17 protein-coding genes and 2 pseudogenes are annotated in these 22,177 nt (G+C 42.7%); 13 read left to right on the forward strand and 6 right to left on the reverse strand.

All coding sequences use genetic code 11. The annotated features are described in order from the left end of the window. From ACE1SE_RS18675 to cysE, 3 genes are all read left to right on the forward strand, one after another. A complete protein-coding gene (locus ACE1SE_RS18675) occupies positions 1–912 on the forward strand; it encodes an EamA family transporter (protein ID WP_374053730.1) in 912 nt (303 codons plus the stop codon). 203 nt (positions 913–1,115) lie between these two features. Continuing rightward, on the forward strand, positions 1,116–2,033 hold the full coding sequence (locus tag ACE1SE_RS18680; protein WP_374053731.1) for a cysteine peptidase family C39 domain-containing protein: 918 nt from the start codon (positions 1,116–1,118) through the stop codon (positions 2,031–2,033). A gap of 267 nt (positions 2,034–2,300) precedes the next feature. Then, complete coding sequence (gene cysE, locus ACE1SE_RS18685) at positions 2,301–3,062, forward strand: serine O-acetyltransferase (protein ID WP_374053732.1); 762 nt, start codon at positions 2,301–2,303, stop codon at positions 3,060–3,062. A gap of 59 nt (positions 3,063–3,121) precedes the next feature. Here the strand turns inward: cysE and ACE1SE_RS18690 are convergent, their stop codons facing one another. Beyond that, complete coding sequence (locus tag ACE1SE_RS18690; protein WP_374053733.1) at positions 3,122–4,156, reverse strand: IS630 family transposase; 1,035 nt, start codon at positions 4,154–4,156, stop codon at positions 3,122–3,124. Positions 4,157–4,499: 343 nt separating this feature from the next. Here ACE1SE_RS18690 and ACE1SE_RS18695 point away from each other — a divergent pair. Both ACE1SE_RS18695 and ACE1SE_RS18700 read left to right on the forward strand, forming a co-directional pair. After that, positions 4,500–4,866: pseudogene (locus ACE1SE_RS18695) on the forward strand (IS982 family transposase); the annotation flags it as partial. Between the two features lie 81 nt (positions 4,867–4,947). After that, positions 4,948–5,397 (forward strand): transposase, encoded by a 450-nt coding sequence (locus tag ACE1SE_RS18700; protein WP_374053738.1) that lies wholly within the window; start codon positions 4,948–4,950, stop codon positions 5,395–5,397. A 140-nt stretch (positions 5,398–5,537) separates the two neighbouring features. Here the strand turns inward: ACE1SE_RS18700 and ACE1SE_RS18705 are convergent, their stop codons facing one another. From ACE1SE_RS18705 to ACE1SE_RS18715, 3 genes are all read right to left on the reverse strand, one after another. Then, on the reverse strand, positions 5,538–6,518 hold the full coding sequence (locus tag ACE1SE_RS18705) for a ParB family protein (RefSeq protein WP_374053734.1): 981 nt from the start codon (positions 6,516–6,518) through the stop codon (positions 5,538–5,540). Next, positions 6,508–7,725, reverse strand: coding sequence for an AAA family ATPase (locus ACE1SE_RS18710; protein ID WP_374053735.1), 1,218 nt, complete (start codon positions 7,723–7,725; stop codon positions 6,508–6,510). Before ACE1SE_RS18710 ends, ACE1SE_RS18705 begins: the two co-directional genes overlap by 11 nt. Before the next feature lie 449 nt (positions 7,726–8,174). After that, complete coding sequence (locus ACE1SE_RS18715) at positions 8,175–8,441, reverse strand: helix-turn-helix domain-containing protein (RefSeq protein WP_374053736.1); 267 nt, start codon at positions 8,439–8,441, stop codon at positions 8,175–8,177. Between the two features lie 1,230 nt (positions 8,442–9,671). Here ACE1SE_RS18715 and ACE1SE_RS18720 point away from each other — a divergent pair. Together ACE1SE_RS18720 and ACE1SE_RS18725 are read left to right on the forward strand one after the other, a co-directional pair. Next, positions 9,672–9,935 (forward strand): RepB family protein, encoded by a 264-nt coding sequence (locus ACE1SE_RS18720; protein ID WP_074020948.1) that lies wholly within the window; start codon positions 9,672–9,674, stop codon positions 9,933–9,935. A gap of 386 nt (positions 9,936–10,321) precedes the next feature. Then, positions 10,322–11,410, forward strand: coding sequence for a Replication protein (locus ACE1SE_RS18725; RefSeq protein WP_374053737.1), 1,089 nt, complete (start codon positions 10,322–10,324; stop codon positions 11,408–11,410). A 694-nt stretch (positions 11,411–12,104) separates the two neighbouring features. On the opposite strand, the pseudogene ACE1SE_RS18730 reads toward ACE1SE_RS18725, so the two are convergent. Further along, positions 12,105–15,100, reverse strand: a pseudogene (locus tag ACE1SE_RS18730) (Tn3 family transposase). Positions 15,101–15,129: 29 nt separating this feature from the next. Next, the gene (locus tag ACE1SE_RS18735) at positions 15,130–15,753 is read right to left on the reverse strand and encodes a recombinase family protein (RefSeq protein ID WP_047686057.1); all 624 of its coding nucleotides are present in this window, start codon (positions 15,751–15,753) and stop codon (positions 15,130–15,132) included. Positions 15,754–16,427: 674 nt separating this feature from the next. On the opposite strand from ACE1SE_RS18735, the gene ACE1SE_RS18740 reads away from it, so the two are divergent. Genes ACE1SE_RS18740 through ACE1SE_RS18765 form a run of 6 tightly spaced genes read left to right on the forward strand, consistent with a single transcriptional unit; the run spans position 16,428 to position 22,162 of the window. Further along, a complete protein-coding gene (locus ACE1SE_RS18740; RefSeq protein ID WP_374053718.1) occupies positions 16,428–17,888 on the forward strand; it encodes a methionine--tRNA ligase in 1,461 nt (486 codons plus the stop codon). Beyond that, positions 17,875–18,339 (forward strand): hypothetical protein, encoded by a 465-nt coding sequence (locus ACE1SE_RS18745; RefSeq protein ID WP_374053719.1) that lies wholly within the window; start codon positions 17,875–17,877, stop codon positions 18,337–18,339. The genes ACE1SE_RS18740 and ACE1SE_RS18745 overlap by 14 nt, the downstream gene beginning before the upstream one ends. Further along, positions 18,330–18,797, forward strand: coding sequence for a GNAT family N-acetyltransferase (locus ACE1SE_RS18750; RefSeq protein WP_374053720.1), 468 nt, complete (start codon positions 18,330–18,332; stop codon positions 18,795–18,797). Before ACE1SE_RS18745 ends, ACE1SE_RS18750 begins: the two co-directional genes overlap by 10 nt. Before the next feature lie 37 nt (positions 18,798–18,834). Continuing rightward, positions 18,835–20,463, forward strand: a complete 1,629-nt coding sequence (locus ACE1SE_RS18755) for an amino acid adenylation domain-containing protein (protein WP_374053721.1) — start codon at positions 18,835–18,837, stop codon at positions 20,461–20,463. Continuing rightward, positions 20,460–21,116 carry a cupin domain-containing protein gene (locus tag ACE1SE_RS18760; protein WP_374053722.1) on the forward strand — a complete coding sequence of 219 codons (657 nt, stop codon included), beginning with the start codon at positions 20,460–20,462 and terminating at the stop codon, positions 21,114–21,116. The genes ACE1SE_RS18755 and ACE1SE_RS18760 overlap by 4 nt, the downstream gene beginning before the upstream one ends. After that, positions 21,116–22,162, forward strand: a complete 1,047-nt coding sequence (locus ACE1SE_RS18765; protein WP_374053723.1) for an NAD(P)/FAD-dependent oxidoreductase — start codon at positions 21,116–21,118, stop codon at positions 22,160–22,162. The genes ACE1SE_RS18760 and ACE1SE_RS18765 overlap by 1 nt, the downstream gene beginning before the upstream one ends. The last annotated feature ends 15 nt before the right edge of the window (positions 22,163–22,177 follow it).

Here is a 22,177-nt window from a genome sequence, read left to right on the forward strand (position 1 = left end):
ATGAGTTCTGGAAAGTTACTTGCGCCTTTTTCTATTTTTATGTACTGCATCTGTACCGCACTCTCTGCGGTATGGATTTCTTTCTCATTTACCAATGTTAGCGGCTTTGTTGTTACCTTTTTTTCTTTATTTGTGGCATTTTGCGTGTTCATTTTTTTGCAGAAAAGATCGGGTGGTAACGTATTTAAATTAACTCGCGTCTTTTTTGGTGAGATGTTGATATTAAATATATTGACACTGACTAGTTGGTTGTTTGCTTTCCTTTCTCTGTACAAAATCGAACCTTCTATCGAATGTGCGGTATTTCAGGGATCGCTGCCAATCGGAGTGCTGCTGTGTGAATTGATCGTCGGTAAAGTCAAAGTGTTCAGTAAGCGCGTACTGGGAATCTTTCTGATAGCCATTAACTTGGCCGCTCTAGTTATTTTCCGGTTATATTACGCAGATGGTGTGTTTGATTTCACTGCCGATGAGTTGAGACTCGGAGTTTTTCTAGCTGTCACGGGAGGACTAACTGCTGGGATCTATGTTTTCCGCTCTGCAAAGCTATATGACTATGGTGCCAGCACGCTAGAAATTCTTTGTAACCGTTTTTTCCTGTTGTTAGTTATCACTGGTGCCATTAGTGCAAGAGAATTAGTAGGTATTACTACAATGGATTTGTTTATGCTGGTTAAATTGCTATTCTTGGCATTTGTCTCAGTGGTTATTCCAGTATTCGCTCTACAATATTCTATTCAGAAGCTGGGGGCACCACAAGTTTCCATTATTACTCCCTTTATTCCGGCGATTGCATTAACCATTGAAATGTTCACCAAAGGTTGGCCTTCTTTCTGGGTGCCATTGCTAATCGTCACCACCTGTTTGTCTATCTTGCTGGCTAACTTCTGGATGAGAAAAAAGAAAGCCTGACTTTATACTCTACCCAACAGGAATGAATGCTCTACTAGTAAAAGATAACAATATCAATCACATCTGCTCGTTTACCACTGGCAAGCGGGCGAAAACAAAATACATAATACTGATTTCAAGCTAATAAAAATAATTCTATTTGATAATTATCAAGCTTTGTTCTTATTGCTAAGAAAAGAAAGTTAACAATGTCAGGAGTTAAAATGACTGAATTTGAATATGAACGCGAAGTTTACAACAGAAATTTCCTGAATTGCTCTCAGCGGCAGGGTATTGTTGCTTTAGAATCATTTGGCTGTAAAACCGCAAACTTATTTTACAATGCTCAAATTAGCACTGATATTATCAGAGAACAAATATTTTTACAGCAAACACCTCGCTACGATTTTATTTATGATGGACTTATGATCAGAGATTATGCCATGATAGGAATAAAATATTCTGAAATAAAATATAGTTCATTTGAAGAAGCTATTCCGAAACTATTAGAGGTGATTGACAGAGATTCTTTTGTTCTGATCTCCTGTGATGTTTTTCTGGTGCCACATCGCCCAGAATTCTACTATAAAAAACATATCAACCATTTTGTTACGTTACTTTCATATGATGCGGAAAACGAGGAGTGGCAAGCAATTGATGATGTGTCCTCTGGTCATCTGGCTAAATTTATCTTTACCAGTGAATATCTTTCCAAAATTTGTAATGCTGCAAAAGAAAAAGTCTTTCGAGTATTTGAAAAGTTGCCAACCGAAAATGGAGAAGCTCGCAACTCTTCTGTAGATTTTCTTTTTGCCAACAGCCGGATTAATCGTAGTGATAACTTCAGAATCCTTGAGGATATCGTAACAATGGAAAATAGCAAAACCAGCGTCGAGGGCATGGCGAACGTGTTCTCCATAATTCTGGGTTCTAGAATCTGTTTTGCAAAATTTTTACAACAAAAACCCGTTTTTTCTGAAGCTGAAAAACTTAGTAACCGTATTGCAGTAGAAGCCAGAACGGTACGCAACCTGCTTAATATTTATGCGACCATCGGCAGTTTTAAGCACGAAGGAATTTCGTCAAAAGTAGAAAATATTGTCGTAATGGAAAAAAAGCTTTCTTCGCTGCTTGAGCGCTAAAGAAATTTGCCGCATTAACCGAGTGTTTTCGAACGAAGTTTAGGTTGATTGATTTTATGCAACTTTTTGGTGAAAGAAGATTTTCCAACTTGTGAAGATACTGTCCTTTGTGCAACACGCTGTTCAATTCAATCTCGGTTAGTAAAGTTTTCGTTCGCCTAATATTTTTGAATATTCCATCGTTTAACTGATGGAGTAAATTATATTGGTAATGATTTTTTAATCACGTTAATACAATGAAATTGTTTATCACAATAAGGAAATTCTATGCAATTTCTAAATAATTTGTTTTCATCTGTTAATGTTTTTTGGGATCAGCTTAAATGCGAGTCACTTTATCTTGCAAAAAAAGATAAAACTATGAAAAAACTCATGTGGAATGGCGTATTATGTCATTCTACATTTGAACATGCACTTGCTTATCGTTTAGCATCAAAATTAGCTAATGAAGAAATAGACAGAAATAATATAAATGCTATTGCATTAGAGGCATTTAAACAATCATCTGGTATCATTCAATATGCTTTGGCCGATATACAAGCTGTTCATACTCGAGATCCAGCCTGCTGCAATATTTTGCAAGTATTTTTCTTCTATAAAGGTTTTCTTGCATTACAAGCTTATCGCATTGCACATTACTTTTATTCTAATCACCGTAGAGAACTTGCTTACTACATTCAAAACAGGGTATCTGAATTATTCAGTGTAGATATCCATCCAGGTGCAAAACTTGGAAAAGGTATTATGCTGGATCATGCGCATGCTATTGTAATAGGGGAAACTAGTGTAATCGGAGATAATGTTTCTATATTACATTCTGTCACATTAGGGGGAACAGGGAAAATAAAGGGAGATAGGCACCCTAAAGTGGGTAATGGTGTTATAATAGGCGCAGGAGCCAAAATTTTAGGAAATATAAATATTGATGATGACGCATGTATTGCAGCAGGAGCAGTAGTATTAACAAATATTCCTTCATCAGCCACAGCTGTAGGTATTCCAGCAAAAATTTTAGCTAAAGAATGCTAATGCACCGTAGGCGTGAGTGTCGCTGCTATGTGGCTACCATCCTAAATAGTTTGTCATAATTATGAGACTCTTATATTTCTCATTTCTTTCCAAGTCGTTAACGAGGCCCTTTTCAAAAACATTTTCACATTACGAATAAGCTGCCACATAAATTGGCAACAATGATTGCGTGTCACCGTTTCATGGAGTGATTGCCATAACCGTTCTATTTTGTTTAACCAAGGCGAGTAGACCGGAAGAAATAGAAGCGTCACGGTGGGATTATTCAACAGCCATTCTCTGACCTTCTTACTTTTATGGATACCGTAGTTATCTAAAATCACATTCAGTGTTTCTGCATCACGATAGGTTCGTTTTAAGATTTTTAACATATTGATAAATAAATCCGAGCTGTTTTTCGTGTCACCCGTCGATACGATCTTTCCTGTCTGGGCATCAAGACAACCGGCAAAATAATATTTTTGATTTTGACCGGGTGTCACAATCCGTTTTTGTTGGCCTTTAAAGTACCAGTCAGCGCCAATTTTAGGATTAAAATCAATATCAACTTCATCTTCATAAACCACAGGATGTTTTTCGCAAGCCTGAGAAAGCGCTTCAGTAATCCGCGCCATTTTTTCGTCATATTCGGGATCAGATTGTTTTAATGTCGGGGCCGCTCGTCGCCAGACAATACCTTGTTTGCAGAAATAACGGTAAAGTGTGCTGATGGAAAGGGCAATATGCATATATTTTCTGAGTAAAAACACAAAAAACGACAGACTCCAGCGAGAACCGATATAGCCAAATTGTTGGGGAGTGTGCTCTAAAAAATAATAAAGAAGAGGCAAATAACGCGCTAAATGCCACTGAATATGACGCCCGACAGGTAAGCTCTGTAAGCCCGCCCATCCTTGCTCTCTAAATTTTTTCAGCCAACGCCAAACGGAAGATTCAGCGCAACAAAGTATTCTCGCTACTTGGGGGACAGAATGTGTTTTACACAGTAGAAGTATCCCCATGATCCGCCGTGCATAATCTTTATCAGATGTTTTTTGAACGATTTTTTTCATCTGCCGACGTTCATTTCGTGAAGTGGGTGGTATGATAAGCATGACTCGATCCTTTTTTCTGTGATTTTGCGTTTTGGGAACAAAAATTTCGCAAATTTAGGATCGAGTTTCTTTGATACTCCTACCATTTTGACAAGCTATTTAGTTTGTTTTTATAAGAAAAAATTTAATCGTACCTCAGGCGCTTAGTTATTTTTTCCTTCCTTTCTGTATCGCAGAGTTAGAGTTATAGGGACATTTATTGAGCGTGAAAATATTTTTATTTAGAGAGTGCTCTAACCTAATAGATAAATTAACCCGAATTCTGGATAAGGAATTGACAAGAGGCCTGTTACAGGAGCAGTGTTTTGGTGCGTACCGAAACAGCTCTGGGGAGGAACAGGCCATGGACAACTTAGTTGAAGTTTTCTGTAATGTCGATGATTTTTCCCACTTTTTTATCCCACAGTGGACACAATTTTGTCTTGATAATGAATGCCATCTGTGTCGTAGGCAAGGCCATATGTATCCAGTGACATCATGACCATATTGATCCTCTTTCACATGTCACATACCGTAACTTTAAAACCTTCCACTTGGAATTTCTCTGGAAATATCATCATCATTATATCCCCACTTTGCTCAGTTATACCCGTTTTGTCAGTGTCGTGCCTTCCGTTTTGGCATCATTGTGCAGTTATCTGACTCAATTAAAAGGAAAACCTACCGGCATTGCTTTTATTGATTCCACCAATTTGAAAGTTTGCCATAACAGAACCATCGTCCATCCAGACACAGACTTGAAAAACATTTTTAGCAAGGTCGATACCAACCACTTTGATCGTATTCATGAGATGTTCTCCCGAAATCCAGTACATCGGAAAAAAGATGGCACTGTTTGCTGCTGCAAAAGGGGACGTCCATCACATCACTACAGTTTTGGTACACAGGATTGGCACGCGAAAGGCCGTATTAACGTCATTGGTGCCATTCTCGAAAATACGTTCATCACCTTAAGCTTATTTACTGGCAACATTAATGCCGATGTCTTTCATGCGTGGGTGATGCCAAAACTCCCACACGGTGCCGTGATAGTCATGGATAATGCGCGCTTTCATAAACGACTTGATACGATACAAGCGATAGCAGAGAGTCAACATCAATTAGAGTGGCTTCCCGCTTATAGTCCGGACTTGAATCCCATAGAACACAAATGGGGTGGGGCAAAAGCGATAAGAAGACAAAAAAGATGTTCAGTTGATGAGTTGTTCACCGAGCACATCGAATATGTCAGATCATGTTGATTCTGCTATATGTTGACAATTACCGCTCCCCGCATTTGATAATTAGCTCTTCTGCTATGAAATCTTGGCGATTTCACCCTGAAATTTTTAAAATAAAGATAATAAATTCATTTTGTTATGCGATTAAATCGTCTGGCGAATTATTCGTTTAAATTGAAGTGTTTTCGCATTAACATCTGGATCATTTTTTCCAATTCTTCCTGAAACTCTTTTGGTACGCGGTTAAATTCAAAACTTACAGATCTGTCTTTAACCCGTTTGCGGGCAAACGAATTCTTATCTTTGAAGTCCCAAAGAGAACTTAGCTGCTGCTTTGTTGCTGCGTTTTTTTTAGCTTTGCTGCTGCTGAAACCTTTAAACAGCTTGATGATATTCGACTTCATTTCGTCGGGAGCAACTGGCTTGGCCTTATCCATATGCTGGACTTCATCACGCACACAGTTGACGACTTCATCAATCGAAAGTTTGTTTTTCTTAATATCTACGGTGACGTCCAAAAGCGCTTTATAGTCTGGGTAGCTCAGTTCTGCGATGACAGGGAACACGGCAATAATATCGTTAGGAACTGAAGCACACTGGATTGCACGCGTTACCTTAGCTTGTGACATATTGTTAAACCCAGCTATTTCTTTTTGGGTCATACCCGATTCTCGCAACTGGATCAGGCGTAGGCCGATTTCACGAATGTTGTGTTCTCTAGCTGTCTGGATATCTGCGGCAAGTTGCCTTGCGTCATCGATGCTTATGTTTGTGTTCGTGACTAAGGTATCTAAACCTACACCACAGAAAATAGCAGCAGCACGTCTGCGAGAACCATCCAAAATCTCTATCTTGCCATCAATACGACGGCCTATTGCCGGGAAGAATTGTTGCAGACTGATAGTGCGTATGATGTCGCTGACAGATTCTTTTGTCAGTGCACTTTGATCTCGCCCGTTAACTAAAAAATTAACGGTAGTTTCAGATTCCAGTTTATCAGCTGGGATGTGTTCTAGTTGAAACGTAGCTGTTTGTCCCGAGGCAAGTATAAAACTCTGTTCTGTAGTTTGGTTCCCCGGCAGCGTATTCAAGGATATTGAATTGAACGTTCTTCCGATAGTTGGACGTTTTTTATTTTGCATTATTGCCTCTATTAACTCTGATAAACTCAATACGGTCAAAAACTGCTTTGGCAAAGTCTTCTGCTGCTCCTTTCGCATTCTTTAATGCTTCCCCACTGCCGATATATGTGGCTGGGTTTGCGGAAATAACGGTGTCAAAAGACTCACCACAGCGCTCGAATCCATCCAATCGTGGGATAGCAAAATCAAGCATGTCACCACCAAAAATTTCTTTTGCCAGGCTATGACACAACTTGTGATCGGTCTTATTCACTAACTTGGACATAAAACCGATGTTACCGCTGAGGCGAGTTGATGCGCCTGTCGATTCGATTATGTCTACCAGCTCCGGCAAGCGAGCCAGATATTTCAGCGTACTGTGGAAATCTACCTGTGCGGGTGGGATTGGCGTCATCAGAAAATCTGCGGCTGCGATCGCATTAGATAGGAAGGAGTCCAAGTGTGGTCCGCTGTCGATAAAAATGAAGTCGTAATCGCGCTTCACTTTATCGATGATATTATCGCGAAGGACGGTATAGATGTTCTGGTTTGGCAGGTGTTCTGCACAGAGTTCTTCCCAACGTGATGCGATGAATGCGTCTTCAATGGATGCAGGAATAATGTCTACGCCTGCCACAACTGAGGACGTGATAAATTCAGACAGCAATTCTTCGCGTGAAACGTTTTGCAGCATGGCTTGGGCTGATGTTGTATCAACAGAGCCGATCGACTGCTTATGATCGAGGAACATGGTTGCCGATGCCTGTGGGTCAAGGTCGATGACCAAGATCCTAAGGTCTTCGAAAATCAGGTGTGGGTGGGTACGTAATGCATGTGCCAGGGAAACTGTACTGACGGTTTTAGATACTCCGCCCTTCAAATTCCCGATAAAGAAAGTCAAGGCTTCGTGATAGCGATCCCGGTATTTGGGTACGCCTCTGTGATGGTATAGATCTATGATGTTCTCAATGGTCATTGCGTACTTGGATGAAGAGCCTGCTTGCTTCTTGCCAAATACATATCCCTGTCCTTCCATTTCGTTAACGGCATAATCCACGCTTGCACGCGTTAACTTTGGTAATTTTGCGAGAGCCGCTTTTGAATACGTTTGGTAATAGCTTGTTTTACTCAGCTCCTGCTTTTGGCTTTGGATTTGATCACTGAGTGACTGGAGTAGACGAACTGACCTTTGCGCAACCTTGTCTAATTGTTTATAGGATTCATTCATATCTTTACTCTATATGTAGGTTTTTTGATTTTATTTAAATATCCTACATAAAATAATAAATGTAAAATTTTTTAATTGAAAAACGCTTTATTTTGCTTGTTTTTCTCCATAGATATTTCATTTTTATCTTATTGTTTTAAAGCATTTTTAATGGTAAATTTCAGGGTGAAATTGCCAGAATTTCGCATCAATTTCAGAGGGGGATAGAATTTTGTGTTCTGGCTTAACCTGCTTATCAGGAGGGCTATTGAGAGATCATAAAATTCCACATGAAAAAGGTGAGCTGGTAAACATAGAAACGGGGGTATGGTTTTAGATAGTACGCAAAGTCAAAGTAAACCAAAAAAGCCGTGGAGTTTAAAAATGGCTAAATCAGGCTGCCATTTAAATCTCACGGCTTCATATCAAAATTTATCATTTTCACAAACTGGCTAAAAAACAAAGGTGGGTTATTTCTGTGGTTTGTTGCGAACTTTACGCTCAATAAGTTGACCACGCTGATCAAAATAACGGCTAGGCCAAATCTCTGAGGGATGGATGCCGAGATAATTTGCGATGACCCATTCACCTTTAGGCCACGGTCTGCTGAATGCATTTGCGAGTGTTGATGAGCTGAGTCCCGCTTCTCGGGAGAGTGCGGCTAAGGTTGTACCGCGTTTACGTAATGCAGCAATAATATCGGCCTGATGCCAGTCATTTCTAACATTGTTATTCATTCCTGCTACCCCTTTTCATTAATTAATATTGATGGTGGCGATTCAGACAGGGTTTGCAATACCGGGACACTCATCCGGCGAGGTCGAAACCTCCCCTGCCTGAATCCCCATAGAAAAGGCGAACGCAGGCACACTGGTAGAAATATCCTACCAGTGAAGTGTCCACAGGGTTGCAAATCCCTGACCATTGGTATTTGCCAATGGCGGGAATACTTTAACTGATTGTTTTAGCTTACTCAATAACTAAACCGCTAAGTTCAACGGCTATAATTCCTCTCAAAAGCGCACAAACTCAGGGGAGAAAACGGACGGCTAAATCAATCTTTGTTATTTATTCTCGTTCGTGATCACTTCGCTATCCGTATTTCCCCTTTGTTTTCAGACTCATTTTACTTATTTCGAAACATTTTCCCTGCGTGTCGGTTAGGTTCACCGTTCCGTGGTGCGTCAGATAATGTGTAGCAGGGCGAGGGTTATGTTGAGTTTTTGCAGGAGTTCGCTGCGTGCTCAGCACGGCGATGGTTTACTCCCCGTTCAGTGCCTGATTCAATCAGGATGAACGCCTCATTATTCGTGACGTGTGATATCTCCTTTCTTTACTGCATCGGCCTATTACAAGGCGGTGAGTGAAAAACAAACGAAATAAGTGAATTAAGGCAGAAAAATGCCAATGAAAAGTGGTGACACTGAGTAATACGGGGTTCAAATCGGTCGTAAAGCCAGACCGGACGTGCTCTGGACGTTGATCACCTGGCGGCGTCACTTGGTAATCGCTTCGCTTAAACGCAAGTGACGCCGCGAAGTTTTCGGGACGTTTATTGTGCGTGACTTAAAGCGTAGGTAAAAGTCGTATAAGGTAAAACGGTTATGGTGATCGTAGCAGGATATTGCTCAATGTATGTGATAAGCCTGTCTGGTATATAAAGTGACAGGATAACTTTCATCGTCAGACGATATCTGCTTCCAAAAGTGTGCAGATGTACCGCTATTTTGCTCTCCCTTTCAGGCTACAGGAGTTTTATTTCGCCACCCGAAGGCGATCCTGATAGGCGATGGATCGTTTTTGTAGAAAAAATATTAACGGTTAGGTAAGAAGACGTCAAACTGTTGCTGTGACTTTTACCTCAATTTACCTGTGCATTGTTCGGGAATAACCCATATTAACTGGTTATGATATATACTGATTTATTCGCCAATAAGTAGATTTTGAATTATATGCATGGGGGTTCTATGCCACAAACAAGTACTGCTACTTCTTCTTCAAAACGCCCATACAGAAAAGGTAACCGATTAACTGGGATTGAAAGACAGCAGGCTTTTATTGCTCGTCGTAAAGCTGCAAATGATAAATCTATTAGAGTATATGTATCTAATGAACTAAAGCTACAGTTACAAAAAATGTGCAAAGTAGAGGGAGTATCTCAAGGTGAGATGATTAGTCGCTTAATCGAAAGAGCTAGTGCGGATCACAGTACTAATGATGTTAAGTCATAACTTTCTTGAGAGTTTATTCTTCCGGTGCTAGTATGAATATTGTTTAATTTTTGTTTACTGATTTTATTTTTTTGATAAATTTAGATAGAGTATTGGTGAGAACAAAAGCAATTATAAAGGTTTATTGAATTTTTTGTTTCACAGTGCTAGCTTATCAGGGTTTTTCGTTGGTCAGTCACGCCGAAAGGTGACTAAGTGCGGGCAGTTAATAATGTGGTTAACTAACCGCTAAAAAGAAGAAACCCCATAATCTGCATCAAACTTGGCGGTAAGGTCAGATATATGGGGCTCACTTGCAGAAATCAAATTAGTGGTTTCTGCATAGGAGTATAGAACGATGAAACTTCTATTGCAACCTTTTAATCCCCGCCATAAGTGCAGGGGATGTGTTTAAAAATCAACATACCCAATCAACATTTGATCCCTCAGTTCGTCGTAGCCGGCGTGGTGAATCCAACGCTTTACGTCGGGGGCAGTCTAAAATCCATCGGCGCAATATCCCGAAACAGGACATCAAAATCCCAACAGGAACGCCTGCTCGGTTGTCTCGTACCCTGAAAAGTCATGACTGGCGGCGGGATAGGGCTCTTATCGCGCTTCGTCAAAAGGGATATACGCCGTATTCCGAGCGAAAAAATCCGCACTATGTGCCAAAACCCATGCGTATCAGTACACGCTCTGAGAGCCGTGAAGCATTAACCTCGTTGTCGTTGGCATTCGTGGCGAATGCGGATTTTTTCCCCGGTCATGATTATCTGTTTGAAGTGATGGTGCCCTTTGAATTTATCGCCAAGGCGATGGGAGTACTGCATGAATATGATAACGGCCGTAAATCGTATGATGTGGCTCTTCATGCTTTGTCTGTCCTTGAGCAACTGGAGCAAATCGTCGTCCATCGGGATAAAGACCGGGATGCCGGCCAAAATAAGCCCATGCGCATTTGGTTGAAACCGGAATTTTTTATGTCTAAAGGTATTCCGTGTGACGAAATCCGGCGCAGCCTGATTGACTTCCAAAACTGGGCAATTAAAAGTGGTCAGCTTGAAAATCTGGAAAAAAAATACCAGCGTCATTTATTGAATATGGTGCGATTAGGCATTGATATAGAAAGCAAACACGCGCTGCGTCAGCTACTGAAAAAGATTAAACGCTCAGTGGTTGCTCCGGATTTACAGGAACAGAAAGCTGAAGCTCTCAAACAAATTGAAGATAGTATTGAGTTGTTAGATCGTAAAAAATCAAAAAATCTGGAAGCCGAACTAGATAGAACGCAACGTTCGGTCGATAATTTGCGAAAGAAAGATAAATCAGATTCAATTTACTGGCGTATGTTTGTTGAATGGCAAAAAACAACAACACCGGTTGCTGTTTATTATGCAAAAAATAAATTAAAGACACTGCATCCTCATGTAACTGAATATTCAGAGCAGTTCTATCGATTGTTACTTGAGCAAGAAGGGATCATCCTGACTTAACTGAAGATTTCTTTGATTAATAATCAAAATAACCGTGCCAGGCACGGTTTTGGTGTTTTTTTGGTGGCAACCCTAAGTCATTTTTCACTTATCCCACACATGATTTTCCCGTATTTTTCTGCTGTTTTGTATTTAAAACAGATTACTAGAACTGAAATCTACAAAAAAGAGTGAAAAATAAGCTATAAACTTCGAACAAATTCTTTTACATGTAATTAATTTCGAAGTTTATTCCTGAACAAAGCAAGCCTTATAAATAAGGAATCACAAATCGAGTTGAGCCTAAAGGCTACAACTCTCGATGTTAGTTCCTTTCACTTCGTTCAAGGAAAAAATAAATTTGATTACGTCCCGTAAGCGGTCGTAAACGCCCGCTAACGCGCAGATACGTCCCGCCTTACGGCGTGACCACTGCGTGCCCTTGGCAGAACTTATTACGCTCAAACCACTTGATAAATCTTTTAGCTTAGTAGGGACGAGGGATTTCGAGATCCCATTGATCCTCTATGGCTTCGGCGGTTCAGCTCCCTCATTCCCATTAATTTATGAGAGCCGCCTTTTACTCGCTTCGCTCATAAGATCCACAAAAAAGTAAAAACACTTTGCGCTTAATTATTGGAGTTTCGGGAGCAATGGAACAGTGAACGCCGTTAAGTGGTCAATTTAAATAGCCATTTAATTATAAATCAATAGATTAATTTTCTTCATTGAAAGGTCTTAACTCACCTCTGTTGACAGCATCTGGAACCGTAAAGGTGTAACGCCCCTGCATGTTAATGTGTTCACATAGTAGTGGAGACAACCTCTTCACATCTTCGTCATGAACCGGATATCCCTCTTGCCTGAGTTGTTGTACTGCGGCATCCATGTAAATCGTATTCCACAGTACAATCATATTTAGCACTAATCCTAACGAACCCAATTGATCTTCCTGCCCTTCACGATAGGCCTGCCTCAGCTCACCACGTTTTCCATGAAATACATTTCTAGCTACCGCGTGTCGTCCTTCACCACGATTAAGCTGCTGTAATGTCTTACGTCGTTTGTTTTCATCATCGAGGTAAGTCAGTATATGGATAGTTTTGTCTGCACAACCGATCTCCGCTATAGCCTGCGCCAAGCTGGTTGGCCTATCGCCCGTTTGTAAGGTTTTCATGATCGATAAAACGTTCAGACGTCCCAGTTTGAGTGAGGCAGTCAATCGTAAGACGTCATCCCAGTGCGGGACAACTTTTTTCTCAAAATTCAGGCGATGTGAGGACAGAGAATTAAATGGACCATAATCTGCTTTTGGATCTGTGCGCCAGAATCTGGCACCGCCTGTATCCGCCAGGCGCGGGCAAAACCGATACCCTAACAAACGAAAGAGACCGAAGATAATATCACTGTAGGCGCCCGTATCGGTCATGATTTGAGAAGGCATTTTTTCCGTTTGTTGTTCCAGTACAACAGCCAAAATGACCAGACTGTCTCTTAGCGTTCCCGGTACAACAATGTCGTTTAACCCCGAATATTGATCAGATATCAGGTTATACCAGGTCACACCACGTCCTTTACCAAAGTATTTTGGATTAGGTCCGGCATGGACTGTTCGTACAGGAACGACGAATCGCATACCATCTGCTGATGCAACCTCACCCCCTCCCCAAAGACCTGCCAGTGAAATACCTGCCTGTGCTGAAACCAGAATGGCATTGGCATCACGGATCGTTTCATCCCTGATATAATGGCTGTCCGTCCAAGTCAGACGGTCACGCTTCAGCGCGGCAATATCATTGCGAATAAAGGGTTCTGGTCCCGTATTACAGGCTTCAGCCATGAGTATGGCACACAAACTGATATTCAGATCAGAAACCCGGGAATTCTGTTCTGATACATGGATGAAAGCACGGGTAAATTGCGTCCGGGCATCAATTTCAAGTATGAGTTCCGGTAAGTCCACGCGGGGCAGCATATCAGCTACGCGCTGTCGCAGCGCAATCAGTGACGGTGTTTCTTCCATTGCGTCCAGAGGACTCAGGATCAATTCTGTTTTTTCACTCGCATCTGAAAATCTTACGGCTGGGTTTTCAGGAAGCCGGTTTAGTACATCACGATAGGTTGTATCCAGCTCTGCCGCAATGGCTGACAATGTGGCTGTTGATGTTGATGTTGATGTTGATGTTGATGACAGTCCCAGAGAACGGCAGATAATCGGGCGTAAAGCTTCCCATTCATTTCCGGCTATCAGTCCGGTTCGCGGATCGGCATAGCGCCAGCTGGGTGTGACATAAATATCTCTTTTTTTCAGTGTAGTCTGAAGTTCTTTCAGAACACAAAATGTATAAGCATGAAAATCGATACTGTCATCGTTTCTTATGACATGTTGTTGCCACGGTTTATTAATGATTTCTCGGGGAGCATCGTTGTCTGTTTTTTTCTTCTTAAAATTATTCTCGAGCCAGACAAGCGCATCAATCAGCGTCTTGGCAGAAGCATTACCTTCAAAATGAATTTTTGAAAGTAATTCAGGTAAAAAACGGCGAACAGTGCGGAACTTAGCATCCAGTTCATTGAAATACACATTATTAGCTGGGCGAATAAGTGAAATGACATTATCTACAGCGTTCGCCAGCCGATCTTCGGGGATCAATCTGTATATATTGTCACGAATATCCGTATCAGGTAATTTATCATTAAGCAGTATTTTACAGGCTCTTGCCAGTATTTCCGCAGCCTGATCCAAATCTTTAATTGTACGTTGCCGGTTCTTTTTATCTGCCTGAACAGCACCATTGAACAGATCCCGGAGTAAGGCTTCCAGTAACTCAAGGACATCATCCTGTGCCGTTGCTTCCATGCAGTATGCAAACGCAACAAGTGTTGCCAATTTTCTTTTTTCTGGCAGGCGTTGAAGCGCGGTTTTTTTGGCTGTCGCAGCATAACGAGCCAGCGCGGCAATCCGGGTATCGGAAACGGGCGTTATTGCTGGCAATGCAATACCCAAATTACGAATGGAATCCAAGCGGGTAATGGCCTTGAGGAGAGAGGCTGAGTTGATTTTTGTCGGTGCCGTCCGTAGCTGGTCAAGTAATGAATACCGGCTTCCGGGGGGAACAGACAGCAGTTCAAGAAGATAGCGTGTTTGTGTTTCGTCAATGCAGGCTGACAGTGAATGCCACAGCTTGTTTTCTACCCGGCCTCGTAACCGGGCGATGTATCTTTCAAGCAAAGAATAACCGGGTAATAATACCTTATGTGACAATAGCCATCCGGTACACCTTTCGAAAAGAACGCCTGGCCGGCTTGTTCCTGTCCAGCAGAGTGAATATAACCAGCGAGTCAGAGAAAAAGCAACCCGTGGAGCAGTGAACTCTGTATATCCATAAATATTTATGATTTCAGCAATATGTTGCCTGTGTTGTTTCCCTGAGTGATAAAGGTCAATCGCATTATTTATATTTTCAGTATGTAATGGCTGTGCCAGACATTCAATAACCGTATCGGGAACGCAGGAAATTTCCCGAGATAACGGACAGTATATAACAATATAGCGAAGCCTAAGCGATTATGTTCACCACGTTTTTCCGAAATATTCAGACGATCAAAATCATCAAGATGGAAATAGCGCGCCAGTGTTTCTTTTGTCAGCTCAACAGGATAACTACCATAGTTTGCACGCTGCTCTTCTGAAAGAAAATTAACCGGCATAGTCAACCACCCTTAATAAATGATCCGGATCACATTGTTTTTTGGGACTGATGAATAGCCCAGATCCGCTTAACTTGGCTTATACTGCACCCAGCCAGTGTAGCGGTGCGTTCAATGGTCAGGCCTGACTGACGAAGAGTGATAATACGTTCGTGAATTGAAATATCAGCTTTCCTGCCAGAATATTTGCCGGAGGCTTTGGCGATTTGAATGCCCTGACGTTGCCTTTCGCGCCGGAGTTCATAATCATCGCGTGCCATCTGAAGAGCTACTTTCAATAACAGTTCCTGAACCGATTCCAGGACAATACGGGATATATCATCGCTTTCAGCGGCCAGCTCTGATAAGTCCACTATACCAGGAACGGCCAGTCGGGCGCCTTTTCCTCTGATAGTGGAGATAAGTTTTTCAGCTTCAGGAAGGGGAAGACGGCTGATGCGATCAATCTTTTCGGCGATCACAACGTCACCGGGTTGAAGATCTTCAATCATTCTAAGTAGCTCGGGCCTGTCTGCCCGGGCACCTGATGCCTTTTCCCGGTAAATACCAGCAATATAAAAACCGTTAGCTGCTGCCATTTTTTCGATAGCGGTTTGGCGGGTCAGGTCTTGTTCTGATGTGCTGACTCTTTCATAGATGCGTGCAATTTTCATTTGGAAGTAGCCAAAATAAGTAAAGGTGATTTGGCTATCATAGAGGGGCTGGCTAAAAATGACAATTGTCGATGTAAATTGGCTACCTAATTTTTGGCTATTTAAATTGACCGCTTAAAGGTGTTTACTGTTCCGTTACTCCCGAAACCCCGATTTCACCGATTGCCTGGACACACACATTGCTCACGGGGCGATACAACTTTAAGAGAAATAACGGGAAAATTGATGTGGAAGCGATGGCGAGGATATTGGAGTCTCACCTGAAACAGCATTTTTGGCGGGATGACTGATCAGGGTTTTCCCTCAAAGTTTATAGATCTGGGTGTTCTTCCACTGGACCCGTATAAAACTCATAATCAAAACCAATTATTATGATTGTTTGCAACAACCTCTACCTTGATCTGTCGTAACAATAAATTAACCATCAAACGTTGTTTAATACAAGAAATGCACTAAAAATTGAATTTAAATATCGGTAAATGATATAAATTTATTGTAATAACCCATTTATATAGAAATTCTCAGTATATGTATCTACATGTTCTTTTTTTAAAACTTCTTTAAAATCTGTTAGTTAAATGTTAACCATATGGCTTCACAAAATTTCATTTGAACTTCAATTAAATTATTATTAATTTAATTAATGCTTACTTAGGGAATAAAAAGAATAATATATGGCAAAGTTTATTGTTACTGCAACTCCTCCGACGCCAAATGGCGACCTTCATTTGGGACATCTTTCCGGGCCTTTCCTTGCCGCTGATGTGATGCAACGCCGACTTAAACAGCTGGGACATGATGTGCTGTTTGTGACGTATAGTGATGATTATCAAAGTTATTTACCCAGAAAAACTCAGACGTTACGCAGAAAGCCTTTTGCATATGCCCGACTTATGTGTCAGGCAATGAAGTTATCTTTGGAACTGGTTAATATTCATTTTGATACCTTTATGCAGGCTGCTGACACGCTAGCCTATCAGCATTCAGGCGAACACTATACGGGGCTGATTGCCGATCAGATCGAACTTAAAGCACATAAGACTTTTTATTGTGCTACCTGCAATCTATACGGTTACGAAGGCTTTGGCAGAACTCAGTGTAACTGGTGTGGAACCTCGTCAGATACCAGCCAGTGTGAACACTGCGCCCGCGTGCCTGATATTGAAAAAATTACCACAATGACATGTATGTCCTGTCAAGGTGCGATGCAACCGGTTCAGGTAAAACAACATATCTGGAAGATTGGTCAGAATTATCCGGCGGTCAAAGCCGCTTTACAACAGCGAACGATGCGCTCCTGTTTGGCAAGTTATCTTGACGAGGTGCTGAGCAACGAGAATGAACAGTGGCCGTTGACTCGCCCGGGTGATACAGGTATGCCAGTTGTTGCACTAGATAATTATCCGCTACATACTTGGTTTCTGGGACTGTCTGGTTACAGAAGTTGCGTTGAGAGCTATCTGACAGCGCATCCTGAACGTGGTGATTTTTCGGAGTGGTGGGCACCCGATACTGAACTGGTGCATTTTCTTGGTTTTGATTGTTCCTATAGCCATGCAGTTGGTTATAGCAGCCTGTTGCTGGCCGATCAAAATGGGCCTCGTCCGGGTACTTTTATCACTAACCGCTTTCTTAAATTGGATGGCGAGGATTTCTCTACCAGCCGTGGACACGCAGTCTGGCTCAAAGATCTGGCAGGACAATATCCCTCTGACGCCATCCGCCTGTTCAGCGCGCTAACCGCTCCTGAAACCGCAGTCAGTAACTTCAGCCGTGAACAATTTCAGTATTGGTATCACAAAGTCTTCCTACCACTGGTCAAACAGGCTGAACAGATCACTAATTCCGGCATCACCCTGACCACAGAGCAACAGCAGCGCTTACACAGCCACTCGGCCTGTCTGAACTGGCAGCAGGCAGCCTCTCTTGAGGCATTTTCTATTGCCGGTATGGCGCGATCGGCACTGGATCTTTACGAATTTATTCAGTCGGATGATGTACTGTCTGTTGCGCCTGAAGCCTGGCAGATCCTGGCCAAATTGCTTCTGTCTTTGTGCCCCGATTTGGCAGGCGAGATCCTCTCTTTACCCACCTCTGGTGTGCAATCTGCGACGGTATTCCATGAACCTGCTTAATTATCAAAAACGTGCAGTTAGTTTTCTTGGTACGCAAACCATCGGGCAGACACAGCTAAAGATGTATTACCTCACCAGCGAAAAGCAGAAGGAGACTCCGACTCCTAATGCTGAACTTCGGCGCCAGTGGCTAACGCAGGGGCTGGATGAAGTGCATTTTCCCGGGGAACATCATATCGGTTTTGCCATTATACACGCCGCTGATGACGGTTACTATTTGCTGATCAGCACTTGGTGCGACGCCAATATGTTACGCCACCAAGTATTTATTATCAGCGATGAAAACCGTTTGCAGCCATTAGACAATACAAAAATCATCGCCTGCGTCTGGGAGCTGGCTGTAATGTTCTATGAGCGTAACTACTGGATAGAGCAGGTGATGACAACAGAAAAACTTGAAGAGGCGAATATCCAACGTTATTTGCAAAAGGGGTACAGCGGATGGGTTTAAATATTCGGCCAGTCAGGCCTGAAGATCTTACTCGGCTGGTTGTCTTGTGTGCTGAACATGCCGAATATGAGAAATTAAGCTACTGTGATAATGGTCAACAACAGCGCTTACAGACGGCTCTGTTTAGCCAGCCAACTCGATTGTTTATCTGGGTAGTGGCTGATGATAGTGGAGATCTACATGGCTATTTATCCGCCACCATCGATTACTCCACCTGGTCAGCAGCACCGTTTGTCTATATGGATTGCTTGTACTTAACCGCTGATTTACGTAGGCAGGGGATTGGACGACAGTTAATGAACACCTTAATTGACTTTGCTAAACAGCAGCAGTGCGCGGAAATCCAGTGGCAAACGCCACCAGATAACCAGCTTGGTGTTGGTTTTTATCAGCATATCGGTGCGGCTAGCCTCACTAAGATCCGCTTTACCTTGCGTCAGGGAAACCGCCTGTGGTGATAGTTTTTGCTGAAAAATAAAAAGACAGGATATTACGATGACAGCATTACCTCGTTGGGCTTATCAAACCTATGCCGAACAAACCCGAGACTATCAATTGGGCGAATTGTTTGCATTCGGCAGATTGCATAATCCGCAAAAGTTGGCTATTAGTGATGGTAAACAGAGTTATACATTTTCACAGCTAGATGATATGGCTACCAGCCTGGCTCAATGGTTATCCCAGAATGGGGTAAAATCGGCGACTTGCGTCCCTGTACTTGCTGAAAAGTGTGCCATTATGCCCGTGATCGCGGTTGCTTGCTGGAAACTGGGGGCTGTTTATGTTCCCCTAGACGGTCAGTTGCCACAAGCACGTATACGTAAATTACTTGTCCGGCTGAATACACCAGTTGTGCTGGCTATTTCTCACTCTCCGCTAGATGACACGGGGATCTGGCTAAGCGGTGAGGAGTTACTCGCTGTGTGTCGGCAACCTACATCAGCTGAAGGAACATTATTTGAATATCAACATGCACCTGATGATACGGCTTATATTATTTTTACTTCAGGCTCTACTGGTGAACCTAAAGGGGTTGAAATCAGCTCTAACAGTCTAAAAACTTATTTTGATGCGCATAATCAATGGTTGCAATTTACCCCTGATTCACGAGTCTTCAGCCTGTCTCCGTTTCATTTTGATGTTTCCATTGAGGATACGTTATTGCCGCTGTCACTAGGGGCTTTTGTTTGGCAATTTGCCAACGTTCATGCTGGTGCCATCATGCGTAATATCATCATTCGGGAAAAGATCACTCATCTTATTGCCGTTTCTACGCTGCTCTCCTTAATTACAGAAAATGGCAAACAAATTCAAGCAGAAAATTTCCCAGCACTGGAAATGGTGATGACTGGAGCTGAAATTTGCGATCCTAAAATCATTAATTTATGGAAGCAAAATTTGCCAACGGTTCGTTTGATTAATGCCTATGGTCCAACAGAAACCACTATTGTTTGCTGTTGTTATGAAATTGAACAACCGGACGAGCAGCGCACAATAAGCTGGCCAATTGGTGTTCCTCTGCAGAATGTTTCTTGCCTGATTATCGATGAAAATCAGAATATTCAAAAAGATACAGATATTGTTGGTGAATTGTGCATTGGTGGCGATTTAGTTATGAAAGGTTATCTGGGGCAGCCGCAAGAAACAGAAAAAGTCATTTTCGAACATCAGGGCGTTCGTTATTATCGCACCGGTGATATCTGTTTGCGTCAGGCGGACGGCAATATTTTATATGTGGGTCGCCGCGATGATGAAGTCAAAATTGCTGGTCGTCGAATTCACCTCGGCGAGATTCGCCAAAAATGTCTGGCTACCAACGGAGTACAGCGCGTGGCCATTCGTAAAGTACAGTTGGATGGAAAAGATCATATCGCAGTGGTCATTACTGGTGAGAAAAGCAATGAACTAGCCAATATTGAGATATCGCTGGCAGCGGAGTTGCCGCGTTATATGTTGCCAACGTTATGGGGCTGGGCAGAAGAGGTCAATTTAAGCGCTAATGGAAAAACCGACGAAAAAGTATTGCTAGATCAACTTATTGATGCTGCAACTCAGAAAAAGTCACGTTACTTCATCCGTCGTCAAGGTGGTAGCTTTACGCCAATGAACAGAGGTGTTGTATGAGTAACCAAGCTTATTTATCGCGTGTAGAAAAGGTTATCCGTGCAACGGTAACGTTTCCGCAGGAAGTGCAATTGCAAGGGGAGACTGAACTGTACACACTAGGAATTGATTCCCTGACCACCATTAATGTATTACTGGCTTTGGCGACAGATTACCAGATTGAACTGGAAAATTTTGTCAGTTCAATCGATGAGTTGAAAACAGTTAGCGATCTCTGTGGCCTAGCGGCAAAATTCAGCAGAGCCGTCGACATCCAGCCTGACAATTTAACATTGGATAATATAAAATTTTTCCATCAGCAAGAGCTACACTACGAATATGGTCTGGACGGTATTCGCACTTTTCCTTGGAGAAATGTAAATACACCGATTGGCTCCGGTTACTGCATTGTTCGCCCGTTCACCGAAACACTGCCGCATATCAACCAACCGGATGATGAAGATGAACTTTTTATCGGTATCCAAGGTCATGCACTGGTGGTGATTGACGATAAAGAGTATCCGTTTACCCAAGGTGATCAGGTTTTTATCCCGCGCGGCAGCCATCACTATGTGCGTAACAACAGCGACCAACCCTTCCACTTCTTTACCATTTGGTGGAATCAGGCGGGAGCACGCGCTTATCTGGCACAGGAAGAAGAGGTTGATCAATAATGGCAAACCACTGGGATATCATTATTATTGGTGCCGGTCTTGCCGGCAGTGCACTAGCTGAAAATATCAGTCAGTCGGGTCTGCGCACCTTGTTGCTGGAGTCATCTGAGCCCGGTAGTGGAGGTGCCAGTGCGCGTTCGCGCGGTATTGTACGAGTGTTCGATCTCAACCCCATACTGATGCAATATAACGTGGGTGGAGTGCGTGAATGGCGGCGGCTGAACCAGCGCTGGCCGGGGATTTTCCATCAGTGTGGGGTTATTTACCTACTTAGAGAAGAGCATATTCCGAGCGCGCAAGCATTGTTGCGGGAGTTTTCTTCGTCTGAATATCCCATTGAGTTTATTTCCAGTCAGCAGGCACAAAGATTGATGCCGGGACTGAATATCCCATCACAGGCGGGCATTCTTTATGAATCTCAGGGAGGATACGTTAATCCCCGACTGGCCTGTCAGTTACTGGCGCATCACGCGCAGAAGCAAGGGGCGGAACTGCTTGAAGGCGTACAAGTGAAGCGTGTAGAATCTCAAAGTAACGGAGTCAGTATTCATACTGAGAACCAAGTATTGACGGCCCGACTAGCGGTGGTGGCCGCGGGCGCCTACAGCCGCACTCTAATCCCCGACATTCAGCTGTTCAGTCGCTCAATTCCATTAACTACCCTTTACTGTCCGGACGCACAGGCACCGCAAACCTGTCTGATCGACGAATACAGCGGAAGCTATATGCGTCCGGGCTCAACCTCCTTTGTTTTCGCTGGTGGTGCACCACAAAATGATGCAGCTACTCCTGCAGCATTGCCACAGACCCGTAGCGTACACCCAACAAATTTGCAGTTAGCGCAGCAGATGCTGCCAGCCATCCCGTTACAGCTCAGTCATGGCTGGGAGGGTTATGATGGTTACACCGCTGATTTCTTACCGCAAACAAGATTGATAATCGAACGTCATCTTGCATTGTTCTGTGGTTTCTCAGGGCGCGGGGCGAAATATATTCCTGATGCAGCACGTCAGTTCAGCCAACAGATTCTGGAGTACCTGCAATGATCAGACTAGCCTGTG

This window comes from Xenorhabdus taiwanensis (genome assembly GCF_036512875.1).
Classification (GTDB): Bacteria; Pseudomonadota; Gammaproteobacteria; order Enterobacterales; family Enterobacteriaceae; genus Xenorhabdus; species Xenorhabdus taiwanensis.